This is a genomic window from Pseudomonas sp. FSL W5-0203 (assembly GCF_001896155.1).
GTDB classification, from domain to species: Bacteria; Pseudomonadota; Gammaproteobacteria; order Pseudomonadales; family Pseudomonadaceae; genus Aquipseudomonas; species Aquipseudomonas paracarnis.
Window position 1 is genome coordinate 1 of the sequence record NZ_MPOR01000044.1, and the last position, 18,461, is coordinate 18,461.

Sequence of the window (18,461 nt, forward strand, 5' to 3'; positions counted from 1 at the left end):
GGGTTAGCCGCCCCGCGCCATGGATGGCGCGTGGCGGCGGCCCACGGATTCAAGACTGTGTTCGGGCACACCGAGCCTAAGCGAGGTGCCGAGTGGTGGGGCAAGAGCGCTTTGCTTACTTTCGCGCTTTTCGAAAGTGAGCCGCCGTTGGGCGGAACCCTAGGTGGCCGTTACCGCAGAAATGGCTATGTACACAATCCAACTGTGTTGACTGCCAGGCCGCCTTCGCTAGCAAGCCAGCTCCCACAGTTGGATCCTGGGGTGTCAGGTAGATAGGTATTGCTTGTCAGGGCGTTATCGCAGGCAAGCCAGCTCCCACAGTTGGATCCTGGGGTGTCAGGTAGATAGGTATTGCTTGACAAACCAGCTCAATCGCAGTATGGTTGCCCTCTAACCACTCCCCAGGAAACACCGGTAATGCTGTTTGTCGTCATGCTCGGGGGAAAGCACCCGCGAGCCAGGATCGAAGTACACGATGTGGTATTCGCAGTGGCCGATACCCTGCAAGCCACCTACCCACAATTACGCGACGCCTGGTTTGGCAGCCCCAAAGGCGTACACATCGATTCATGGATGGCCGTCGATGGCGTCGACGGCTGGAAGGTTGAACTGAGCCACCTGGCGCCCCACGGCGATGCGCCGCGCCTGTACTTCATCAACCTCGGCGGCTACGAGGCCAATAGCTTTGGCGAAGCCCACCACTACCTGCTGGTGGTCGCCCGTAACAAACAGGAGGCCATGCGCAAAGGTAAGCAGCAGATGCTCAGCCACTGGTCCCAGGCCCACACCGACACGGTGCTGGATATCGACGATTGCCTGCCCATCGACCTGGTGGACGGCCGCTATATCCACCTGGTGCAAGCAGCGCACCAAGCGATCGTGCAGCGCAACGACTATCTCGTACTGCCTTGAACCGGCATGACCTAAACAGCGGCGACTGAAAACCCAGTGGAACTTTGCCGAGAAATAACCGCCTGAATCCGGTACGCTCACCGTTTTTTACTCTAGGAGTTACTCACCATGGCCAAAGCCACCGCCCGTCACATCCTCGTTGCCTCTGAAGACAAGTGCAACGAACTCAAGGCCCAAATCGAAGGCGGCGCTGATTTCGCAGAAGTCGCTAAAGCCAACTCCAGCTGCCCATCCAGCCGTCAGGGCGGTGACCTCGGTTCGTTCGGCCCAGGCCAGATGGTCAAGGAATTCGACACCGTGGTCTTCAGTGCCCCGGTCAACACCGTGCAAGGCCCGGTGAAGACCCAGTTCGGCTATCACCTGTTGGAAGTCACCAGCCGCCAGGATTGATTCAATCTGCGCTGATGCTATAAACAACGGCCCGCCCTTTGGTGGGCCGTTGTGCATCTGATGACTGGCGATGCCCAGGCCGTTAGCGTACAAATCCTTATTATTCTTTACCCGGCGCTCAAGGCTGATAATGCGATTGGCTTTTTCATCTCTGCTCTGCTCCACCCTGGCCTTTCTAATGGCCAGCACTGCGGTGATCGCAGCCCCGCAAACCTACCTGACGGTGTACGGCGAGCCCGCCAAGTACGCCGAAGGTTTCAGCCATTTCGACTATGCCAACCCCAACGCCCCCAAGGGCGGCAGCCTGCGGCGCTCAGCGCTGGAGGTGGGGCGGTTTGACCATGTGCTGCCCTATATCGACAAAGGCATCGGCGTGTCCCAGGTCGACGGCTGGGTGTATGCACCCTTGGCGTTGCGCTCGCTGGATGAGCCTTACACCGTCTATGGCCTGGTGGCGCAAAAGATGGAACGGGCCGACGACGGCCTGTCGCTGCGCTTCTACCTGAACCCCAAGGCGCGCTTTGCCGATGGCACGCCCATTACCGCGCAAGACGTGCGCTACAGCTTTGACGTGTTGATGACCCAAGGCAGCCTGCGCTATCGCACGTTATTTGCAGACGTCAAACACGTCGAAATCGAAGGCGAACGACAGGTGCGCTTTGATTTTTCCAGCAACGAAAACCGCACCCTCCCTCTGGATCTCGCCACTTTGCCGGTGTTCCCCGAGCACTGGTGGAAGACCCGCGACTTTGCCAACGGCGGCGGCTACGAAGCGCCACTGGGCAGCGGCCCTTACAAGGTCAGCAAGATCGACTCCGGCAGTACCATCACCTTCACCCGCGACCCCGACTGGTGGGGCAAGGACTTGCCGGTCAGCCGCGGCTTGTACAACTTCGATCACCTGAGCCTGGAGTACTTCGGCGACACCGAAGTAGCGCGCCAAGTGCTACGCGGCGGCGCCTATGATTTCAACCGTGAATTCTCCGCCACCGGTTACTCCATCGGCTACAACGGCCCGGCCCTGGACGATGGCCGTCTGCAGCGCGCGCACCTGGCCAAGGAGATGCCGCAGCCGGCCCAGGGCTATGTGTTCAATGTGCAAAAACCGATGTTCAAGGATCGCCGCGTGCGCCAGGCCCTGGCGATGCTGTGGGACTTTGAATGGGCCAACCGCCAAATGATGCGCAACCTGTACATCCGCCAGCAGAGCTATTTCTCCAATAGCCCGCTGGCCGCCAGCCAGTTACCGACCCCGGAAGAACTGGCGATCCTCGAACCCCTGCGCGGTCAGGTTCCCGACGAGGTGTTTACCCAGGTGTTCAAGGCCCCGGTCACCGATGGCAGTGGCATGATCCGCGACAAACAGCTGCAAGCCTTGGCCCTGCTGGAAGACGCCGGCTGGAAACCTGTGGGCGACAAACTCGTCAATGCCCAGGGCGAGCCACTGGAATTCACCTTCCTCAACGTCCAGAACGGCCTTGAGCGCCTGTTGCTGCCCTACAAACGTAACCTGGCGCAGATCGGCATCACCCTGAATATCCGCCGCATCGACTCCTCGCAATACGTCAACCGACTGATGGCCCGCGACTACGACATGATCGTCACGGGTTTCCCGGTCACCACCTCGCCCGGCATGGAGCTGTACAACTATTTCGGCTCTGCCGCCGCGTTCGATTCGGGCGCCAACAACTACATCGTGCTCAAGGACCCGGCCGTCGATACCCTGATCCATGGCCTGGTCAAGGCTGATACCCAGGCGAAGATGCTCACCTATGCCCACGCCCTGGACCGCGTGCTGCAATGGAATTACCTGTGGATCCCCAACTATTACCCACCGGGCACCTCCGCCGCATGGTGGAACCGTTTCGGGCGCCCGGCCATCGAGGCGAAGAACGACGAAGCCCTGGAAACCTGGTGGGAAGTCAGCCCCACCCCGCTGACGAACGAACAAATGCAGGCTGAGTTGAAAAAACGCGGAGAGGCCCACTGATGTTTGCCTATATCGTACGGCGCCTGCTGCTGATCATCCCGACGCTGGTGATCATCCTGTTGGTGAACTTCGTGATCGTGCAGGCCGCGCCCGGCGGGCCGGTGGAGCAAGCTATCGCCCACTTGCAAGGCATTGGCGGCGGTGGTGTAGCCGGCGCATCCGGCGAAGGCATCAGCGGCTCGCGAGCCAGCCGCGGTCTGGACCCAAAGCTGATCAAGGACATCGAGAAACAATACGGCTTCGACAAATCCGCGCCGGAACGCCTGTGGTTGATGCTCAAGAATTACGCCCAACTGGACTTCGGCAACAGCTTCTTTCGCGGCGCAACGGTAACTGACCTGATCCTGGAAAAGATGCCCGTCACCATTTCCCTCGGCCTGTGGGCCACGCTGATCACCTACCTGGTGTCGATCCCGTTGGGCATACGCAAGGCCGTGCGCCATGGCAGCAGCTTTGATATGTGGAGCAGCACGGCCATCGTCATCGGTTACGCGATGCCGGCGTTCCTGTTTGCAATGTTCCTGATCGTGGTGTTCGCTGGCGGTACCTCGCTGAACTGGTTCCCGGTACGCGGGCTGGTCTCGGAAAACTTCGCCGAACTGAGCGCCGTGGGCAAAATCGCCGACTACTTCTGGCACCTGGTATTGCCGGTAACCGCGTTGGTGATCGGCGGGTTCGCCACCTTGACCATCCTCACCAAGAACTCGTTCCTCAATGAAATTACCCGCCAGTACGTGGTCACCGCCCGCGCCAAGGGTTTGAGCGAACGCCGGGTGTTGTACGGTCACGTGTTCCGCAATGCGATGTTGCTGGTGATCTCGGGGATTCCCCAAGCGTTTATCAGCGTGTTCTTTGCCGGTTCGCTGCTGATCGAGGTGATCTTCTCCCTCGATGGCCTGGGCCGTATGAGCTACGAGGCGGCCGTGTCCCGCGACTACCCGGTGGTGTTCGGCTCGCTGTTTATCTTCACCCTGTTCGGCCTCTTGATAAAACTCATCGGTGACCTCTGCTACACCCTGGTGGACCCGCGTATCGACTTCGCCGCGAGGAACGCCTGATGCTCAACCTCTCCCCCGTGGCCCGCCGACGCTTCGAGCGCTTCAAGAAAAACCGCCGTGGCTGGTGGTCGCTGTGGCTGTTTATCGGCCTGTTTATCCTGACCCTGGGCGGCGAGTTGATCGCCAATGACAAGCCGCTGGTGCTCAGTTTCAAGAACGAGCTGTATTTTCCGGTGTTCAAGCGCTACACCGAGCAGCAGTTCGGTGGGCAGTTGCCGTTCCAGGCGGACTACCGCAGTGACTACGTGCAAAAGCTGATCACGCAGGAGGGCGGCTGGATGCTGTTTCCGCCAATTCCTTTCAGCGATGACACGCCCAACTACGAACTCACCCGCCCTGCCCCGAGCCCGCCGTCGGCGGTGAACTGGCTGGGCACCGATGACCAGTCCCGCGATGTGTTGGCCCGGGTGATCTTTGGTGCACGGGTGTCGATCCTGTTTGCCCTGGCCCTGACCGCCATTAGCGCCGTCATTGGCATTGCCGCCGGGGCGTTGCAGGGGTACTACGGTGGCTGGGTAGACTTGCTCGGCCAGCGCATCCTGGAGGTGTGGTCTGGCCTGCCGGTGCTGTACCTGCTGATTATCCTGTCGGGGTTTGTGGAGCCGAATTTCTGGTGGTTGCTGGGGATCATGGCGCTGTTTTCCTGGCTGGCCCTGGTGGACGTGGTGCGCGCCGAGTTCCTGCGCGGGCGCAACTTGGAATACGTCAAGGCCGCGCGCGCCCTGGGCCTGGGCGACGGCAAGATCATTCGTCGGCACATCCTGCCCAACGCCATGACCGCGACCCTCAGCTATTTGCCGTTCATTTTGACCGGGGCGATATCCACCTTGAGCGCCCTGGATTTCCTTGGCTTCGGCATGCCCGCCGGCAGCGCGTCCCTGGGCGAGCTGATCGGCCAGGGCAAGCAGAACCTGCAAGCGCCGTGGCTGGGCTTGACGGCGTTTTTCACCCTGGCGCTGATTCTGTCGTTGCTGGTGTTTATCGGCGAGGCATTGCGTGATGCCTTCGACCCCCGCTCATGAGTGACCGCGTATGAACCTGATCGAAATCCGCGACCTGTGCGTCGCCTTCAACGGCCAGACCGTCGTGCGCAACCTGAGCCTGGACGTGCGCCCTGGCGAGTGCCTGGCGCTGGTGGGCGAGTCGGGCTCGGGCAAGTCGGTGACGGCCCACTCTATCCTGCAACTGCTGCCGCAAGCCGGCACCCAAACCCTGGGTTCGATCAAGTATCGCGGCCAGGAACTGATCGGCGCCTCACCGAGTACCTTGCAAAAATTGCGCGGCAACCGCATTGCCATGATCTTCCAGGAGCCGATGACCTCCCTGAACCCCCTGCACAGCATCGAAAAGCAGATCGGCGAAACCCTGCTGCTGCACAAGGGCCTGGGCGGTAAGGCGGCGCAGGCGCGCATCCTCGAACTGCTGGAACTGGTGGGCATCCAGAAACCCCAGGAACGGCTCAAGGCCTACCCCCATCAATTGTCCGGCGGCCAGCGCCAGCGGGTGATGATCGCCATGGCCCTGGCCTGCGAGCCCGAGCTGCTGATTGCCGACGAGCCCACCACAGCGCTGGACGTGACGGTGCAGCGCAAGATCCTGTTGCTGCTCAAGTCCTTGCAACAACGCCTGGGCATGTCGCTGCTGCTGATCAGCCATGACCTCAACCTGGTACGCAGTATCGCCCAGCGGGTCTGCGTGATGCGTGCCGGCGAAATCGTCGAGCAGGCTGACTGCCAGGCCCTGTTCACCGCACCGCAGCATCCCTACAGCCGCCTGCTGCTGGATGCCGAGCCCTCGGGCGACGTGCTGTGCAGCGAGCCGCGTGACACGGTACTGGAAGTGGATGACCTGAGCGTGCAGTTTCCCCTGGGAGGCGGGCTGTTCCGGGCCAAGACCTACCTGCGCGCAGTGGACGGCATCAGCCTCAGCGTGCAGCGCGGCAAGACCCTGGGGATTGTCGGCGAGTCCGGCTCCGGCAAGTCCACCCTGGGCCAGGCGATCCTGCGCTTGCTCGACTCCAGCGGCAGCATCCGCTTTCAGGGTGAAGCTCTGGACCCGCTCAACCATCAGCAGATGCGCCCATGGCGCAAGCAGATGCAGGTGGTGTTCCAGGACCCCTATGGCAGCCTCAGCCCGCGCATGTCGGTGCAGCAGATCATCAGCGAGGGCCTGGAAGTGCATGCCCCGTGCAGCCTGGCCGACCGCGATGCGCAAGTGGTCCAGGTGCTCAAGGACGTGGGCCTCGACCCTGCCAGCCGACATCGCTACCCCCATGAGTTTTCAGGTGGCCAGCGCCAACGCATCGCCATTGCCCGCGCCCTGGTACTCAAGCCAGCGCTGATGCTGCTCGACGAACCCACCTCGGCCCTGGACCGTACGGTGCAGAAACAAGTGGTGGCGCTGCTGCGCGAACTGCAGGACAAATACGGCCTGACCTACCTGTTTATCAGCCATGACCTGGCGGTGGTGCGCGCCATGGCCCATGACATGATCGTGGTCAAGGATGGCAAGGTGGTGGAGCGTGGCGCGAGCCATGAGGTGTTCGAATCGCCCCAACACCCGTACACCAAAGAACTGCTGGCAGCAGCGCACATCCCTTTGTAGGGGTGAGATTGTTCCCACGCTCTGCGTGGGAACACAACCCGAGACGCTCCGCGTCGTGCCCTGGCCCTACGCCAAGTGACGCAGAGCGTCACGGTAGGCATTCCCACGCAGAGCGTGGGAACGATCATTAACAGGATTTTGTACCCATGAGCACTAGCCTCAAGGACTACCAACAGGTTCGCGGCCTGGCCATCCAGTCGCTGTTCGAGATCATCGAGCAGTCCAGCGAGGGCACGGTCATCGTCGACCGCGATGCAAATATCGTGTGGATGAACGAGCGTTACGCCAAGCGCTTTGGCCTCAAGAGCGCCGACCAAGCCATCGGCCAGCCTTGCGAGCAGGTGATTTCCAACAGCCTGCTGCGCCAGGTGGTGCGCAACGACCGGCCGATCCTGCTGGATATCCAGGACACTCCCAAAGGCCCACTGGTGGTGATGCGCCTGCCGATCCACGACGAGGCCGGGGCGGTGATCGGCGCGATTGGGTTTGCGCTGTTCGATGAACTGCGCAACCTGTCGCCGCTGATCGAGCGCTACCTGAGCATGCAGCAGGAGCTAGCCTCCACGCGCTCGCTGCTGCGTTCGCGGCAAAGCAAATACAACTTTGCGCACTTTATCGGCACCAGCGCCGCCAGCCTTGAGGTCAAGCGCCGGGCGCGGCGCAGTGCGAGTGCCGAGTCGCCGGTATTGCTGCTCGGGGAAACCGGCACCGGCAAGGAGTTGCTCGCCCAGGCCATCCACGGCGCATCGCCCCGGGCGCACAAAGCTTTTGTGAGCATCAATAGCGCGGCGATTCCCCATGACCTGCTTGAAGCCGAGTTCTTCGGCACTGCGCCCGGCGCCTTTACCGGTGCCGACCGCAAGGGTCGCCCCGGCAAATTCCAGATCGCCCAGGGCGGCACGTTGTTTCTCGATGAAATCGGCGACATGCCGCTGCCACTGCAAAGCAAATTGCTGCGGGTGTTGCAGGAAAAGGAATTCGAACCGGTGGGCTCCAACGAGATGCTGCACAGCGATGTGCGGGTGATTGCCGCGACGTCCATGGACCTGGAGGCGGCGATCAAGCGTGGCGAGTTTCGTGCCGATCTGTATTACCGCCTCAATGTGCTGCCGATCCAGGTGCCGCCGTTGCGTGAGCGGCTGGAGGATATTCCGGCATTGAGCGAGGCGATCCTCGAGGAACTGCGCAGCCAGCACGAACTGGACCGCGATGCCCTGGCGCTGTTGGCCCAACATGCCTGGCCGGGCAATATCCGCGAGCTGCGCAATGTGCTGGAGCGTGCGGCGCTGTTGAGTGATGACCTGATGCTCAATGCCAGCGACCTTCGCGCAGCGATTGGCACGTTCAGCCCGGTACAGCGAGGCGCGGTGGCGGCGGTCGAGGGTGAAACCTTTGCGGCGGCGCGGCAGCGGTTTGATCGCCAGGTGATTGCGGGCGCGCTCAAGGCCAGTGACGGAAATGTTGTAGAGGCGGCCAAGCGGTTGGGGCTTGGGCGGTCGACGTTGTATAAAAAAATGCTGGCGCTTGGACTAACTTAGTCTCAAATAAGAGACGCAATTCCCAATATCAAGACTTTCTTATGTGGGAGCTGGCTCGCCTGCGATAGCGGTCTAACAGCGCCCTACAAGCCAGCTGAATCACCGCTATCGCAGGCAAGCCAGCTCCCACAAGGATCTCCCCTCGTCTCCAGATTGAGACTGCCGTCTCGAAAATCACTTTAAATCCACAATAAATCCATACATATCAACAAGTTATAAATCTGGCACACATCTCGCTATAGCTTCCTCCCACAGCCTCACCCACAACAATAACAATCCGATGGAGACACACCATGAGTGTGATCATTGCCCTGGCCGCGCTCGCGCTGCTGATGCTGGCCGCCTACCGTGGCTATAGCGTTATCCTGTTCGCCCCCATCGCCGCCCTTGGCGCGGTGCTGCTCACTGACCCGTCCGCTGTCGCCCCTGCCTTTACCGGGGTGTTCATGGAAAAGATGGTCGGTTTTATCAAGCTGTATTTCCCGGTATTCCTGCTCGGTGCGGTGTTCGGCAAGCTCATTGAGCTGTCGGGGTTTTCGCGCTCGATCGTCGCCGCCGCGATCCGCTTGCTCGGCACGCGCCAGGCGATGCTGGTGATTGTGCTGGTCTGCGCCCTGCTCACCTACGGTGGCGTGTCGCTGTTCGTGGTGGTGTTTGCGGTGTACCCGTTCGCCGCCGAGATGTTCCGCCAGAGCAATATCCCCAAGCGCCTGATCCCGGCGACCATCGCCCTCGGTGCGTTCTCGTTCACCATGGACGCCCTACCCGGTACGCCGCAGATCCAGAACATCATCCCCAGCACCTTCTTCAACACCACCGCCTGGGCGGCGCCGTGGCTAGGGCTGATCGGCACGATCTTCGTGTTTTGCGCCGGTATGCTCTACCTCGCACGCCAGCGCAACAAGGCCCAGCGCGCCGGTGAAGGTTATGGCACCGAGTTGCGCAATGAGCCCGAAACCGCCGACAACCTGAGCCTGCCCAACCCGTGGCTCGCGTTGTCACCGCTGATTCTGGTGGGGGTGATGAACCTGTTGTTCACCCACTGGATCCCGCAGTGGTACGGCAAGACCCACAGCCTCAGCCTGCCGGGCATGAGCGCGCCGGTGACCACCGAAATCGCCAAGCTCACCGCGATCTGGGCGGTGCAGGCGGCGTTGCTGGTGGGGATTATCGTGGTGCTGGTATTCGGCTTCTCGGCGATCAGGAGCAAGCTGGCCGAAGGCAGTAAAAGTGCGGTCAGCGGTGCGCTGCTAGCGGCAATGAACACCGCGTCGGAATATGGATTTGGCGCCGTGATCGCCTCGCTGCCAGGCTTTCTGGTACTGGCGGACTGGCTCAAGGGCATCCCCAACCCGCTGGTCAACGAAGCGATCACCGTGACCTTGCTGGCCGGTATCACCGGCTCCGCTTCCGGCGGCATGAGCATCGCCCTCGCCGCGATGTCCGAGAGCTTCATTGCAGCCGCCCACGCGGCCAATATCCCCCTTGAGGTGCTGCACCGGGTCGCGGCCATGGCCAGCGGCGGCATGGACACCCTGCCCCACAACGGCGCAGTGATCACCCTGCTGGCCGTCACCGGGCTGACCCACCGCGAAGCCTACAAGGACATTTTTGGCATCACGATCATCAAGACCCTTGCGGTGTTCGTGGTGATCGGCACTTTCTACGCCACCGGCATTGTGTGAGGTTTTCATGACAACTTTGAATGGCAAGACCGCCCTCGTCACCGGCTCCACCAGCGGCATCGGCTTAGGGATTGCCCTGAGCCTGGCCAAGGCCGGCGCCAACCTGATTCTCAACGGCTTCGGCGACGCCAGCGCGGTGATCGCCCAGGTACAGGCGTTTGGCGGCAAGGTCGGGCATCACCCGGCAGATGTCAGCGACCCCGCGCAAATTGCCGACATGCTCGCCTACGCCGAGCACGAGTTCGGTGGCGTGGACATCCTGGTCAACAATGCCGGTATCCAGCATGTGGCAGCGGTAGAAGACTTCCCTGTGGAGCGCTGGGATTCGATCATCGCCATCAACCTGTCCTCGGTGTTCCACAGCACACGCCTCAGTTTGCCGGGCATGAAGACCAAGGGCTGGGGGCGCATCGTCAATATCGCCTCGGTGCATGGGCAAGTCGGCTCAGTGGGCAAGGCGGCGTATGTGGCGGCCAAACATGGGGTGATCGGCCTCACCAAGGTGGTGGGCCTGGAAACCGCCACCAGCAATGTCACCTGCAACGCCATCTGCCCGGGCTGGGTGCTGACGCCGCTGGTGCAGAAGCAGATTGATGATCGCGTGGCTACCGGGGTCGACCCACAGCAAGCGCAGCAGGATCTCCTGGCGGAGAAACAGCCGTCGCTGGAGTTTGTGACGCCGTCGCAGTTGGGCGAGCTGGTGTTGTTTTTGTGCAGCGAAGCCGGCGCCCAGGTGCGCGGCGCGGCCTGGAACATCGATGGTGGCTGGCTGGCCCAGTAAACCCGTGATGATCGTTCCCACGCTCTGCGTGGGCACGCAGACCGGGGCGCTCCGCGCCCCAAAAGTGGACGCAGAGCGTCCAGTCAGGCATTCCCACGCGAAGCGTGGGAACGAGAAGAGGCAGCTTATGTCCGACATCCTCTGGCAACCGTCCCCGGAACGCATCGCCAACACGCGCATGGATCAGTTCCGCCGCTTCATCAACCAACGCCACGGCGTGCAGCTCCACGACTACCCCGCCCTGCACCAATGGAGCATCGACCAACGCCCGGACTTCTGGCAGGCGATTGTCGCGTTCTTTGACGTGCAGTTTCGCAGCCCGCCCAGCGTCACCCTGATCGAAGACATCGAGATGCCCAGCGCCCAATGGTTTCCCGGCGCCACCCTGAACTTTGCCGAACACCTGTTGCGCCGCCGCGACGATCATCCTGCTGTGGTGGCTGTCAGCGAAGACGGCCAACGTGAACAATTGAGCTATGCGCAGCTGGCGGAACACGTGGCCGGCCTGCAAAAAAGCCTGCGGGCGGCCGGGGTCGGCATAGGTGACCGAGTGGCCGCGTGCATGCCCAACACCTGGCAAACCCTGGTCGGCATGCTCGCCACCACCAGCCTCGGTGCGATCTGGTCGTGCTCCTCGCCAGATTTCGGCACCCAGGGCGTCATCGACCGCTTCGGCCAAATCGAGCCCAAGGTGCTGATCACCTGCGCAGGCTACCGCTATGCCGGCAAGCGCATCGACCAGAGCGCCAAGCTCAATGAAATCCTCGAACGCCTGCCCTCCCTGCAACAGCTGATCATCGTGCCTTACGCCAAGCCCGAGGCGCAGGCTGGGGACTACGCCACCCACGCCCATGTCGCGCTGTGGGACGACTTCTACCAAGCCTGCGGCGAACCCGAATTTGTCGCGGTGCCGTTCGATCACCCGCTGTATATCCTTTATTCCAGCGGCACCACCGGCATCCCCAAGTGCATCATCCACGGCACGGGCGGCGTATTGCTGACGCACCTCAAGGAACACGGCCTGCATGCCGACCTGAACCGCGAGGACTGCCTGTTCTACTACACCACCTGCGGCTGGATGATGTGGAACTGGCTGGTGTCGGTGCTGGCGATCGGCGCCACCGCGGTGCTGTACGACGGCTCGCCGTTCCATCCCGGCCCCGAACGCTTGATCGACCTGATCGATGCGGAAAAAATCAGCGTGTTCGGCACCAGCCCCAAATTTCTCGCCACCCTGGAAAAATCCGGGTTGCAGCCGCGCTTGAGCCACGACCTGGGCAGCCTCAAGGGTCTGATTTCGACCGGCTCGCCGTTGTCGCCCCAGAGTTACGACTACGTGTACCGCGAGATCAAGGCTGAGCTGTGCCTGTCCTCGATGTCCGGTGGCACCGACATTGTCTCCTGCTTTGTGATCGGCAACCCGGTGCTGCCGGTACGGCGCGGTGAAATGCAGTGCAAGAGCCTGGCCATGGCCATCGAAGTGTGGGACGACCAGGGCTGGCCCCTGATCGGGGAGAAAGGCGAACTGGTGTGCACCCGGCACTTCCCTGCCATGCCCATCGGGCTGTGGAATGACCCGCAACAGCAAAAACTGCGCGCCTCGTATTTCAGCCAGTTCCCCGGCGTGTGGGCACAGGGTGACTATGCCGAGCAACGCGCCAACGGCAGCCTGTTGATCCACGGGCGTTCCGATGCGGTGCTCAACCCCGGCGGCGTGCGCATTGGCACCGCCGAGATTTATCGCCAGGTGGAAAAGGTCCCGCAGGTGCTGGAAAGCCTCGCCATCGGTCAACGCTGGCAGGACGACGTGCGCGTGGTGCTGTTTGTGCGCCTGGATGATGGAATTGAACTGGACGAGGCGCTGCAACAGCAGATCCGCCAGGTGATTCGCGCCAACACCACACCGCGGCACGTGCCGGCGAAGATCCTCGCTGTCACGGATATCCCCCGCACCATCAGCGGCAAAATCGTCGAATTGGCGGTGCGCAATGTGGTGCATGGCGAGCCGGTGAAAAACACCGATGCCCTGGCCAACCCCCAGGCACTGGAACAATTTCGCCACAGAGCTGAGCTGGCCGATTAGATGAAAGGTTTCAGCGCTGACACAGCGTTTTGAAGAAAAACCCTCAAGGCATGCTATTTTTCCGGGGTAGCCACCCGTTGTCGTTCCTTGGGACAATGGGTGTTGTCATTTTTCAAAGCGTCAGGCTCAGGGCTTTTTATGAATGGAACATCCACCGGTAGCGAAGCCGCTGCATTGATCAGGCGGCTGGACTGGGCGCAAAGCCCCCTCGGTGAGGCCAGTGAGTGGCCGCAAAGCCTGCGCACTGCTGTCGATATCGTCGTGCATTCACCCATGCCAATGGTGCTGCTGTGGGGCCCACACCTCATACAACTCTATAACGATGGCTTTGCCCACCTGATAGGCGGCAAGCACCCCGGCGCTCTGGGCCAGCCGGCGCACCACACTTGGCCCGAACTGGAAAGCTTCGCCGCGCCGGTCTACGACGCCGTGCTCGGCGGCCAGGTGCGCACCTTCAGCGAGCAACGCTTTGTGCTGCAACGCGAGGGCCGCGACACCGAGATATGGCTCGACCTGACCTACAGCCCGGTGCGCGATGAAAGCTGCCGGGTGGCCGGCATCCTGGTCACGGCCATTGAAACCAATGAGCGGCGCAGCAAAACCCTCGAACTGCAACAGCGCTCCGAAGCCAGCCTCAAGGCCCAGCACAACACCGAGCAGCGCCTGCAACTGGCACTGGCGGCCACCGACGCGGTAGGCACCTGGGACTGGGATATCGGCGAAGACCGTTTCATCGCCGACGCCCATTTCGCCTACCTGCATGGCGTCGACCCCAACGATTCGAGCCTGCTGCCCATCAGCGCCTACCTGCATGGTGTGCACCCTGAGGACCGGGGAACGGTGACGCGCAGCATCAAGCATTGCATTACCCATGGCACCGAATACGCCGAGGAGTATCGCTTGCTGCAAGCCGACGGCCAAGTGCGCTGGGTGTTCGCCCGTGGCCGCTGCTACAAGGATCAACAGGGCCGGCCTGCGCGTTTCCTCGGCGCCGCGCTGGACCTCACCGAGCGTAAAAACACCGAGCAAGCCCTGCGCCAGAGCCAGACCGAGCTGCAACTGATCATCAACGCCATGCCGGTGTTGATCGGCTACGTTGACCACGACCAGCGCTTTCGCCTCAACAACAGCGCTTACCTGGACTGGTACGGCAAGACGCCCCAGGAGCTGTACGGCAAAACCATCCGCGAAGTACTTGGCGACGAGGTGTATGCCGGGCGCGCAGACAAGATCGCCGCCGCGCTCAAGGGCAAAGCGTGCAGCTTCATGACGGTGACGCCTCATCGCGATGGCCGCCCGCGCCATGCACTGATGAAGTACCTGCCGCGCTTTAGCAGTGACGGCTCGGTGAATGGTTTCTACATCTTTGTGATCGACGAGACCGAACGCAAGCTCACCGAAGAAGCCCTGCGCCACCTCAACGAGAACCTTGAAGAACGCGTGGCCCAGCGCACCCAGGCGCTGGCCGAAGCCAACCAGCGCCTGCAAAACGAGATGTTCGAGCGCGAGCGTGCCGAAGATGCCCTGCGCCATGCGCAGAAGATGGAAGCGGTCGGCCAGCTCACCGGCGGTATCGCCCATGACTTCAACAACATGCTCACCGGCATCATCGGCAGCCTCGACCTGATGCAGCGTTACATTGCCGCCGGACGCAGCGACGATATCGGCCGTTTTGCCGATGCCGCCGTGTCCTCCGCCCACCGCGCCGCCGCCCTCACCCACCGGCTGCTGGCGTTCTCGCGACGCCAGTCGCTGGACCGTCGCCCCACCGACCCCAACCAACTGGTGGCGTCCCTGGAAGACCTGTTCCGGCGCACCAAGGGCGCGCATATCGAACTCAAGGTAAAACTGGGCAAGGACACCTGGCCGGTGAACACCGATGCCAGCCAATTGGAAAACGCCCTGCTCAACCTGGTGATCAACGCCCGCGACGCCATGCCCGACGGCGGCGAGCTGCTGATCGAAACCGCCAACAGTTACCTGGACGGCACCGACATCACCACCCTGGAACCGGTCAAGGCTGGCGACTATGTGATGCTTGGCGTGAGCGACAACGGCAGCGGCATGGCGCCGAAAATCCTCGCCAAGGCGTTCGACCCGTTCTTCACCACCAAACCCATCGGCCAAGGCACTGGCCTTGGGTTGTCGATGATCTACGGTTTTGCCCAGCAATCCGGCGGCCACGTGACCATCCAGAGCGAACCGGGCCAGGGCACCTGCGTGCGCCTGTACCTGCCGCGTTTGTATGGCACCGCACTGGAAAGCAGCCTGCCTACCAGCCTGACCGAAGCCCCCGTGGCCCTGGCCGGTGAAGCGGTGGTGGTGGTCGAGGACGACCCGGCGGTGCGTATGCTGGTGGTCAATGTACTCGACGAACTGGGCTATACCGCTCACCAGGCGGCGGATGCGCGTGCGGCGCTGCCGTTGCTGGAATCGGATTTGCGCGTGGACTTGCTGGTGACCGACGTTGGCTTGCCCGGCATGAACGGCCGGCAACTGGCGGAAATCGCCCGCCAGCATCGCCCCGGCCTGCGCGTGCTGTTCATGACCGGTTATGCCGAGAAAGCCGCCGAACGCCAGGGGTTCCTGGAGGACGGCATGGACATGGTCGCCAAGCCTTTTTCCATTGACCTGTTGGCCAACAAAATCCGTAGCATGATCGGCGTCGAGGCCTGAGTTCAGGCATAATCGCGCGCCGTCGCACAGCTGGTAGAGCCCCATGAAAGCCCAAGCCCGTCATATCCTGGTGAAAACCAGCGAAGAAGCCGAACAACTCAAGCAGCGTATTGCCAAAGGCGAAGCCTTTGATGTGCTGGCCAAGAAGTACTCCACCTGCCCGTCGGGCAAACGCGGTGGTGACCTGGGCGAAGTGCGGCCCGGGCAGATGGTGGGGGCGATTGATGCGGTGATCTTCAAGAAACCGGTGAAGGTGGTGCACGGGCCGATCAAGAGCAAGTTTGGCTATCACCTGGTGCAGGTGTTTTACCGCGATTGAGTGGATGGCTTCAGTCCGCTATCGCAGGCAAGCCAGCTCCCACATCCGATCGTTCCCACGCTCTGCGTGGGAATGCCTCACTGGACGCTCTGCGTCCGTTTCTGGGACGCGGAGCGTCCCGGGCTGCGCTCCCACGCAGAGCGTGGGAACGATCAGTGATCATCTCGGTATCAGCGCCCCCGGCACCTGAATCACCCGGCTCGCCAACCGATGCCCCGCCAGTGCGGCGTCTTGGGGCGAACCACCGTTGAGCCGACTGGCCAGATACGCCGCACTGAACGAATCCCCCGCCGCCGTGGTGTCCACCACCTTCTCCACTTTCAACGCCGGCACCGCAAAGCGCTCGCCCGCGCAACGAATCAGGCACGCATCCGCTCCCCGCTTGAGCACCACTTCTGCAATCGAGGGATACGCCGCAAACACCTGCTCGCTATCCTCATAGCCGAACAACGCGCGTTCGTCATCCTCGGTGAGCAAGGCAATGTCCACTGCGGCCAACACCCTGCGATACGCCTCACGGGCCGTTTGCACATCGGCCCACAGCCTGGGCCGGTAGTTGTTATCGAACACCACCTTGGCGCCACGCTGGCGGGCTTCGATCAGCGCCTGCAGTAAGCGCTCACGCCCGATGTCTCCCAGCACCGCCAGGGTAATGCCACTGAAATACACCACGTCATAGCCCGGCAATGCCGCCAGGACCGGCTCGGCGGCAGGCGTGGTGAAGCAGTCGCGCACGGCCGCTTCGTTGCGCCAGTAGAGGAATTTACGTTCGCCCTGGGCATCAGTCTGGATGCAATACAAGCCCGGCAGGCGCCCGGGCAGACGCTGGACCCTGCCCAGGCCAAGGCCTTCGGCGTGCCAATGCTCACACATGGCATCGCTGAAGCTGTCATCGCCCAGGGCGGTGACGTAGTCAACGCTGCCGGCATCGCCCAGCTCGCGACGCAGGTACACCGCAGTGTTCAGGGTGTCGCCGCCGAAGCTCTGGTGCAGGCTGCCGTCGGCGCGGTGTTGCAGTTCGATCATGCATTCGCCGATGAGGGCGATGCGGGGGTGGGTGTTCATGGCAAAGTTCTCAGGTGTGCTGGAGGGCCCCATCGCGGGCAAGCCCGACTCCCACATTTGACTGCATTCCTTCAGTTAAAACGCGGTCACTGTGGGAGCTGGCTTGTCGGGTCGCCGCATCGCTGCGATAGCCGCGACTCGGTCTAGAAGCAGGTACGCAGAGACTCGACCACCTGCAACTGCTCATCCACCAGGCACCCCACCTGCCATTTATCAAAGGTCAGGCAAGGGTGGGACGTACCAAAGGAAATGATGTCGCCAATGCGCAATTCCACCTCCGGTGCCACAGTCATGAACGCATGCTGGTCCATTACCGCCGTGACCTTGCACCCGCTCACATCATCACCTTGCGCCGGCACGATCCCGGCCTTGTAGCGCTTGAGTGGCACCGGCAAACCGGCGTCGTAGGCCACGTCGCGCTTGCCCAGGGCAACCACCGCAAAACCAGGCTCCGGCAACGACTGCACATGCGCCCAGACTTCCATTGCCGGGCGCAGGCCCTCGTTGAGGTCGCTGCGGCGTTCGAGTACACAGCACTGCGCCTCTTTGTAGATGCCATGGTCGTGGGCCACGTAACTGCCTGGGCGCAACACGCTGAGGAAACGACCGGCGGCGTTCTGCGTTCCGAACGACTCGGCGATCAGGTCGTACCAGGCCGAGCCCGATGCGGTGATGATCGGCGTGGGCAGGTCGAACAGGCCGCTGTTTTGCAGCTCGACCGCCAGGCTCACCAGGCTGGCGGCGAAGGCGCGGATACCACTGATGGCGTGCTCGCCGTGGATCACGCCTTCGTAACCCTCGATACCGGTGAGGGCCAAGGCCGGCTGGGCCTGGACCGCCTTGGCCAGATCGCGCACTTGCTGCTCGCTGCGACAGCCGCACCGGCCACCGACCACGCCATACTCGATCATCACATTGAGGCGCTGACCACGGGCGGCGAAGAACAGGCCCAGGTCGGCAACGTTGTCCGGGTGATCGACCATGCAATGAAAGTCAAAATCCTTGTCGGCCAGCAGGTCCGCGATCAAGGCCATGTTCGCTGCGCCCACCAGTTGGTTGGCCATCAGCACGCGACGCACGCCGCTGGCGTAGGCGGCGCGGGTCTGCACGGCGGTAGCCAGGGTGATGCCCCAGGCACCGGCGGTGATCTGGCGCTGGAACAGCGCGGGCATCATGCTGGTCTTGCCGTGGGGCGCCAGCTCGGCGCCGCTGCTGCGGACAAAGTCCTGCATCCAGCGGATGTTATGTTCCAGGGCGTCACGGTGCAGCACCAGGGCCGGCAGGCTGACATCGCGAACCAAATGGGCACCGACGGCAGCGGCACCTTTTTCAACGGCGTTGAGGGCAGACATGGAAAACT

At 62.2% G+C, this 18,461-nt stretch carries 14 protein-coding genes; 12 read left to right on the plus strand and 2 right to left on the minus strand.

Going from position 1 to position 18,461, the window contains the following annotated elements; translation table 11 throughout:
* Positions 1-417: 417 nt before the first annotated feature.
* From BOP96_RS25295 to BOP96_RS25350, 12 genes are all read left to right on the plus strand, one after another.
* On the plus strand, positions 418-912 hold the full coding sequence (locus BOP96_RS25295) for a DUF1543 domain-containing protein (protein ID WP_014718213.1): 495 nt from the start codon (positions 418-420) through the stop codon (positions 910-912).
* Positions 913-1,020: 108 nt separating this feature from the next.
* Positions 1,021-1,302, plus strand: coding sequence for a peptidylprolyl isomerase (locus tag BOP96_RS25300; RefSeq protein WP_014718212.1), 282 nt, complete (start codon positions 1,021-1,023; stop codon positions 1,300-1,302).
* Between the two features lie 130 nt (positions 1,303-1,432).
* Positions 1,433-3,292 carry an extracellular solute-binding protein gene (locus BOP96_RS25305; protein ID WP_014718211.1) on the plus strand — a complete coding sequence of 620 codons (1,860 nt, stop codon included), beginning with the start codon at positions 1,433-1,435 and terminating at the stop codon, positions 3,290-3,292.
* Positions 3,292-4,350 (plus strand): microcin C ABC transporter permease YejB, encoded by a 1,059-nt coding sequence (locus tag BOP96_RS25310; protein WP_038449934.1) that lies wholly within the window; start codon positions 3,292-3,294, stop codon positions 4,348-4,350. Before BOP96_RS25305 ends, BOP96_RS25310 begins: the two co-directional genes overlap by 1 nt.
* Positions 4,350-5,372 (plus strand): ABC transporter permease, encoded by a 1,023-nt coding sequence (locus BOP96_RS25315; protein ID WP_073454316.1) that lies wholly within the window; start codon positions 4,350-4,352, stop codon positions 5,370-5,372. The genes BOP96_RS25310 and BOP96_RS25315 overlap by 1 nt, the downstream gene beginning before the upstream one ends.
* A gap of 10 nt (positions 5,373-5,382) precedes the next feature.
* Positions 5,383-6,954: an ABC transporter ATP-binding protein gene (locus BOP96_RS25320; RefSeq protein WP_019817606.1), complete on the plus strand. Its 1,572-nt coding sequence runs from the start codon at positions 5,383-5,385 to the stop codon at positions 6,952-6,954.
* A 146-nt stretch (positions 6,955-7,100) separates the two neighbouring features.
* Positions 7,101-8,492 (plus strand): sigma-54 interaction domain-containing protein, encoded by a 1,392-nt coding sequence (locus tag BOP96_RS25325; RefSeq protein ID WP_014718208.1) that lies wholly within the window; start codon positions 7,101-7,103, stop codon positions 8,490-8,492.
* 293 nt (positions 8,493-8,785) lie between these two features.
* Positions 8,786-10,177: a GntP family permease gene (locus BOP96_RS25330; protein ID WP_014718207.1), complete on the plus strand. Its 1,392-nt coding sequence runs from the start codon at positions 8,786-8,788 to the stop codon at positions 10,175-10,177.
* A gap of 7 nt (positions 10,178-10,184) precedes the next feature.
* Positions 10,185-10,958: a 3-hydroxybutyrate dehydrogenase gene (locus BOP96_RS25335; protein WP_073454318.1), complete on the plus strand. Its 774-nt coding sequence runs from the start codon at positions 10,185-10,187 to the stop codon at positions 10,956-10,958.
* A gap of 127 nt (positions 10,959-11,085) precedes the next feature.
* Positions 11,086-13,041, plus strand: a complete 1,956-nt coding sequence (locus BOP96_RS25340; RefSeq protein ID WP_073454320.1) for an acetoacetate--CoA ligase — start codon at positions 11,086-11,088, stop codon at positions 13,039-13,041.
* A 138-nt stretch (positions 13,042-13,179) separates the two neighbouring features.
* Positions 13,180-15,717, plus strand: a complete 2,538-nt coding sequence (locus tag BOP96_RS25345; RefSeq protein ID WP_014718204.1) for a PAS domain-containing hybrid sensor histidine kinase/response regulator — start codon at positions 13,180-13,182, stop codon at positions 15,715-15,717.
* Positions 15,718-15,760: 43 nt separating this feature from the next.
* Positions 15,761-16,036 carry a peptidylprolyl isomerase gene (locus tag BOP96_RS25350; protein ID WP_003174397.1) on the plus strand — a complete coding sequence of 92 codons (276 nt, stop codon included), beginning with the start codon at positions 15,761-15,763 and terminating at the stop codon, positions 16,034-16,036.
* Positions 16,037-16,195: 159 nt separating this feature from the next.
* On the opposite strand, the gene BOP96_RS25355 is transcribed toward BOP96_RS25350, so the two are convergent.
* Together BOP96_RS25355 and BOP96_RS25360 are read right to left on the minus strand one after the other, a co-directional pair.
* Positions 16,196-17,101, minus strand: a complete 906-nt coding sequence (locus BOP96_RS25355) for a sugar kinase (RefSeq protein ID WP_014718203.1) — start codon at positions 17,099-17,101, stop codon at positions 16,196-16,198.
* A 143-nt stretch (positions 17,102-17,244) separates the two neighbouring features.
* Positions 17,245-18,453 carry an amino acid deaminase gene (locus tag BOP96_RS25360; protein WP_073454322.1) on the minus strand — a complete coding sequence of 403 codons (1,209 nt, stop codon included), beginning with the start codon at positions 18,451-18,453 and terminating at the stop codon, positions 17,245-17,247.
* Between the last annotated feature and the right edge of the window lie 8 nt (positions 18,454-18,461).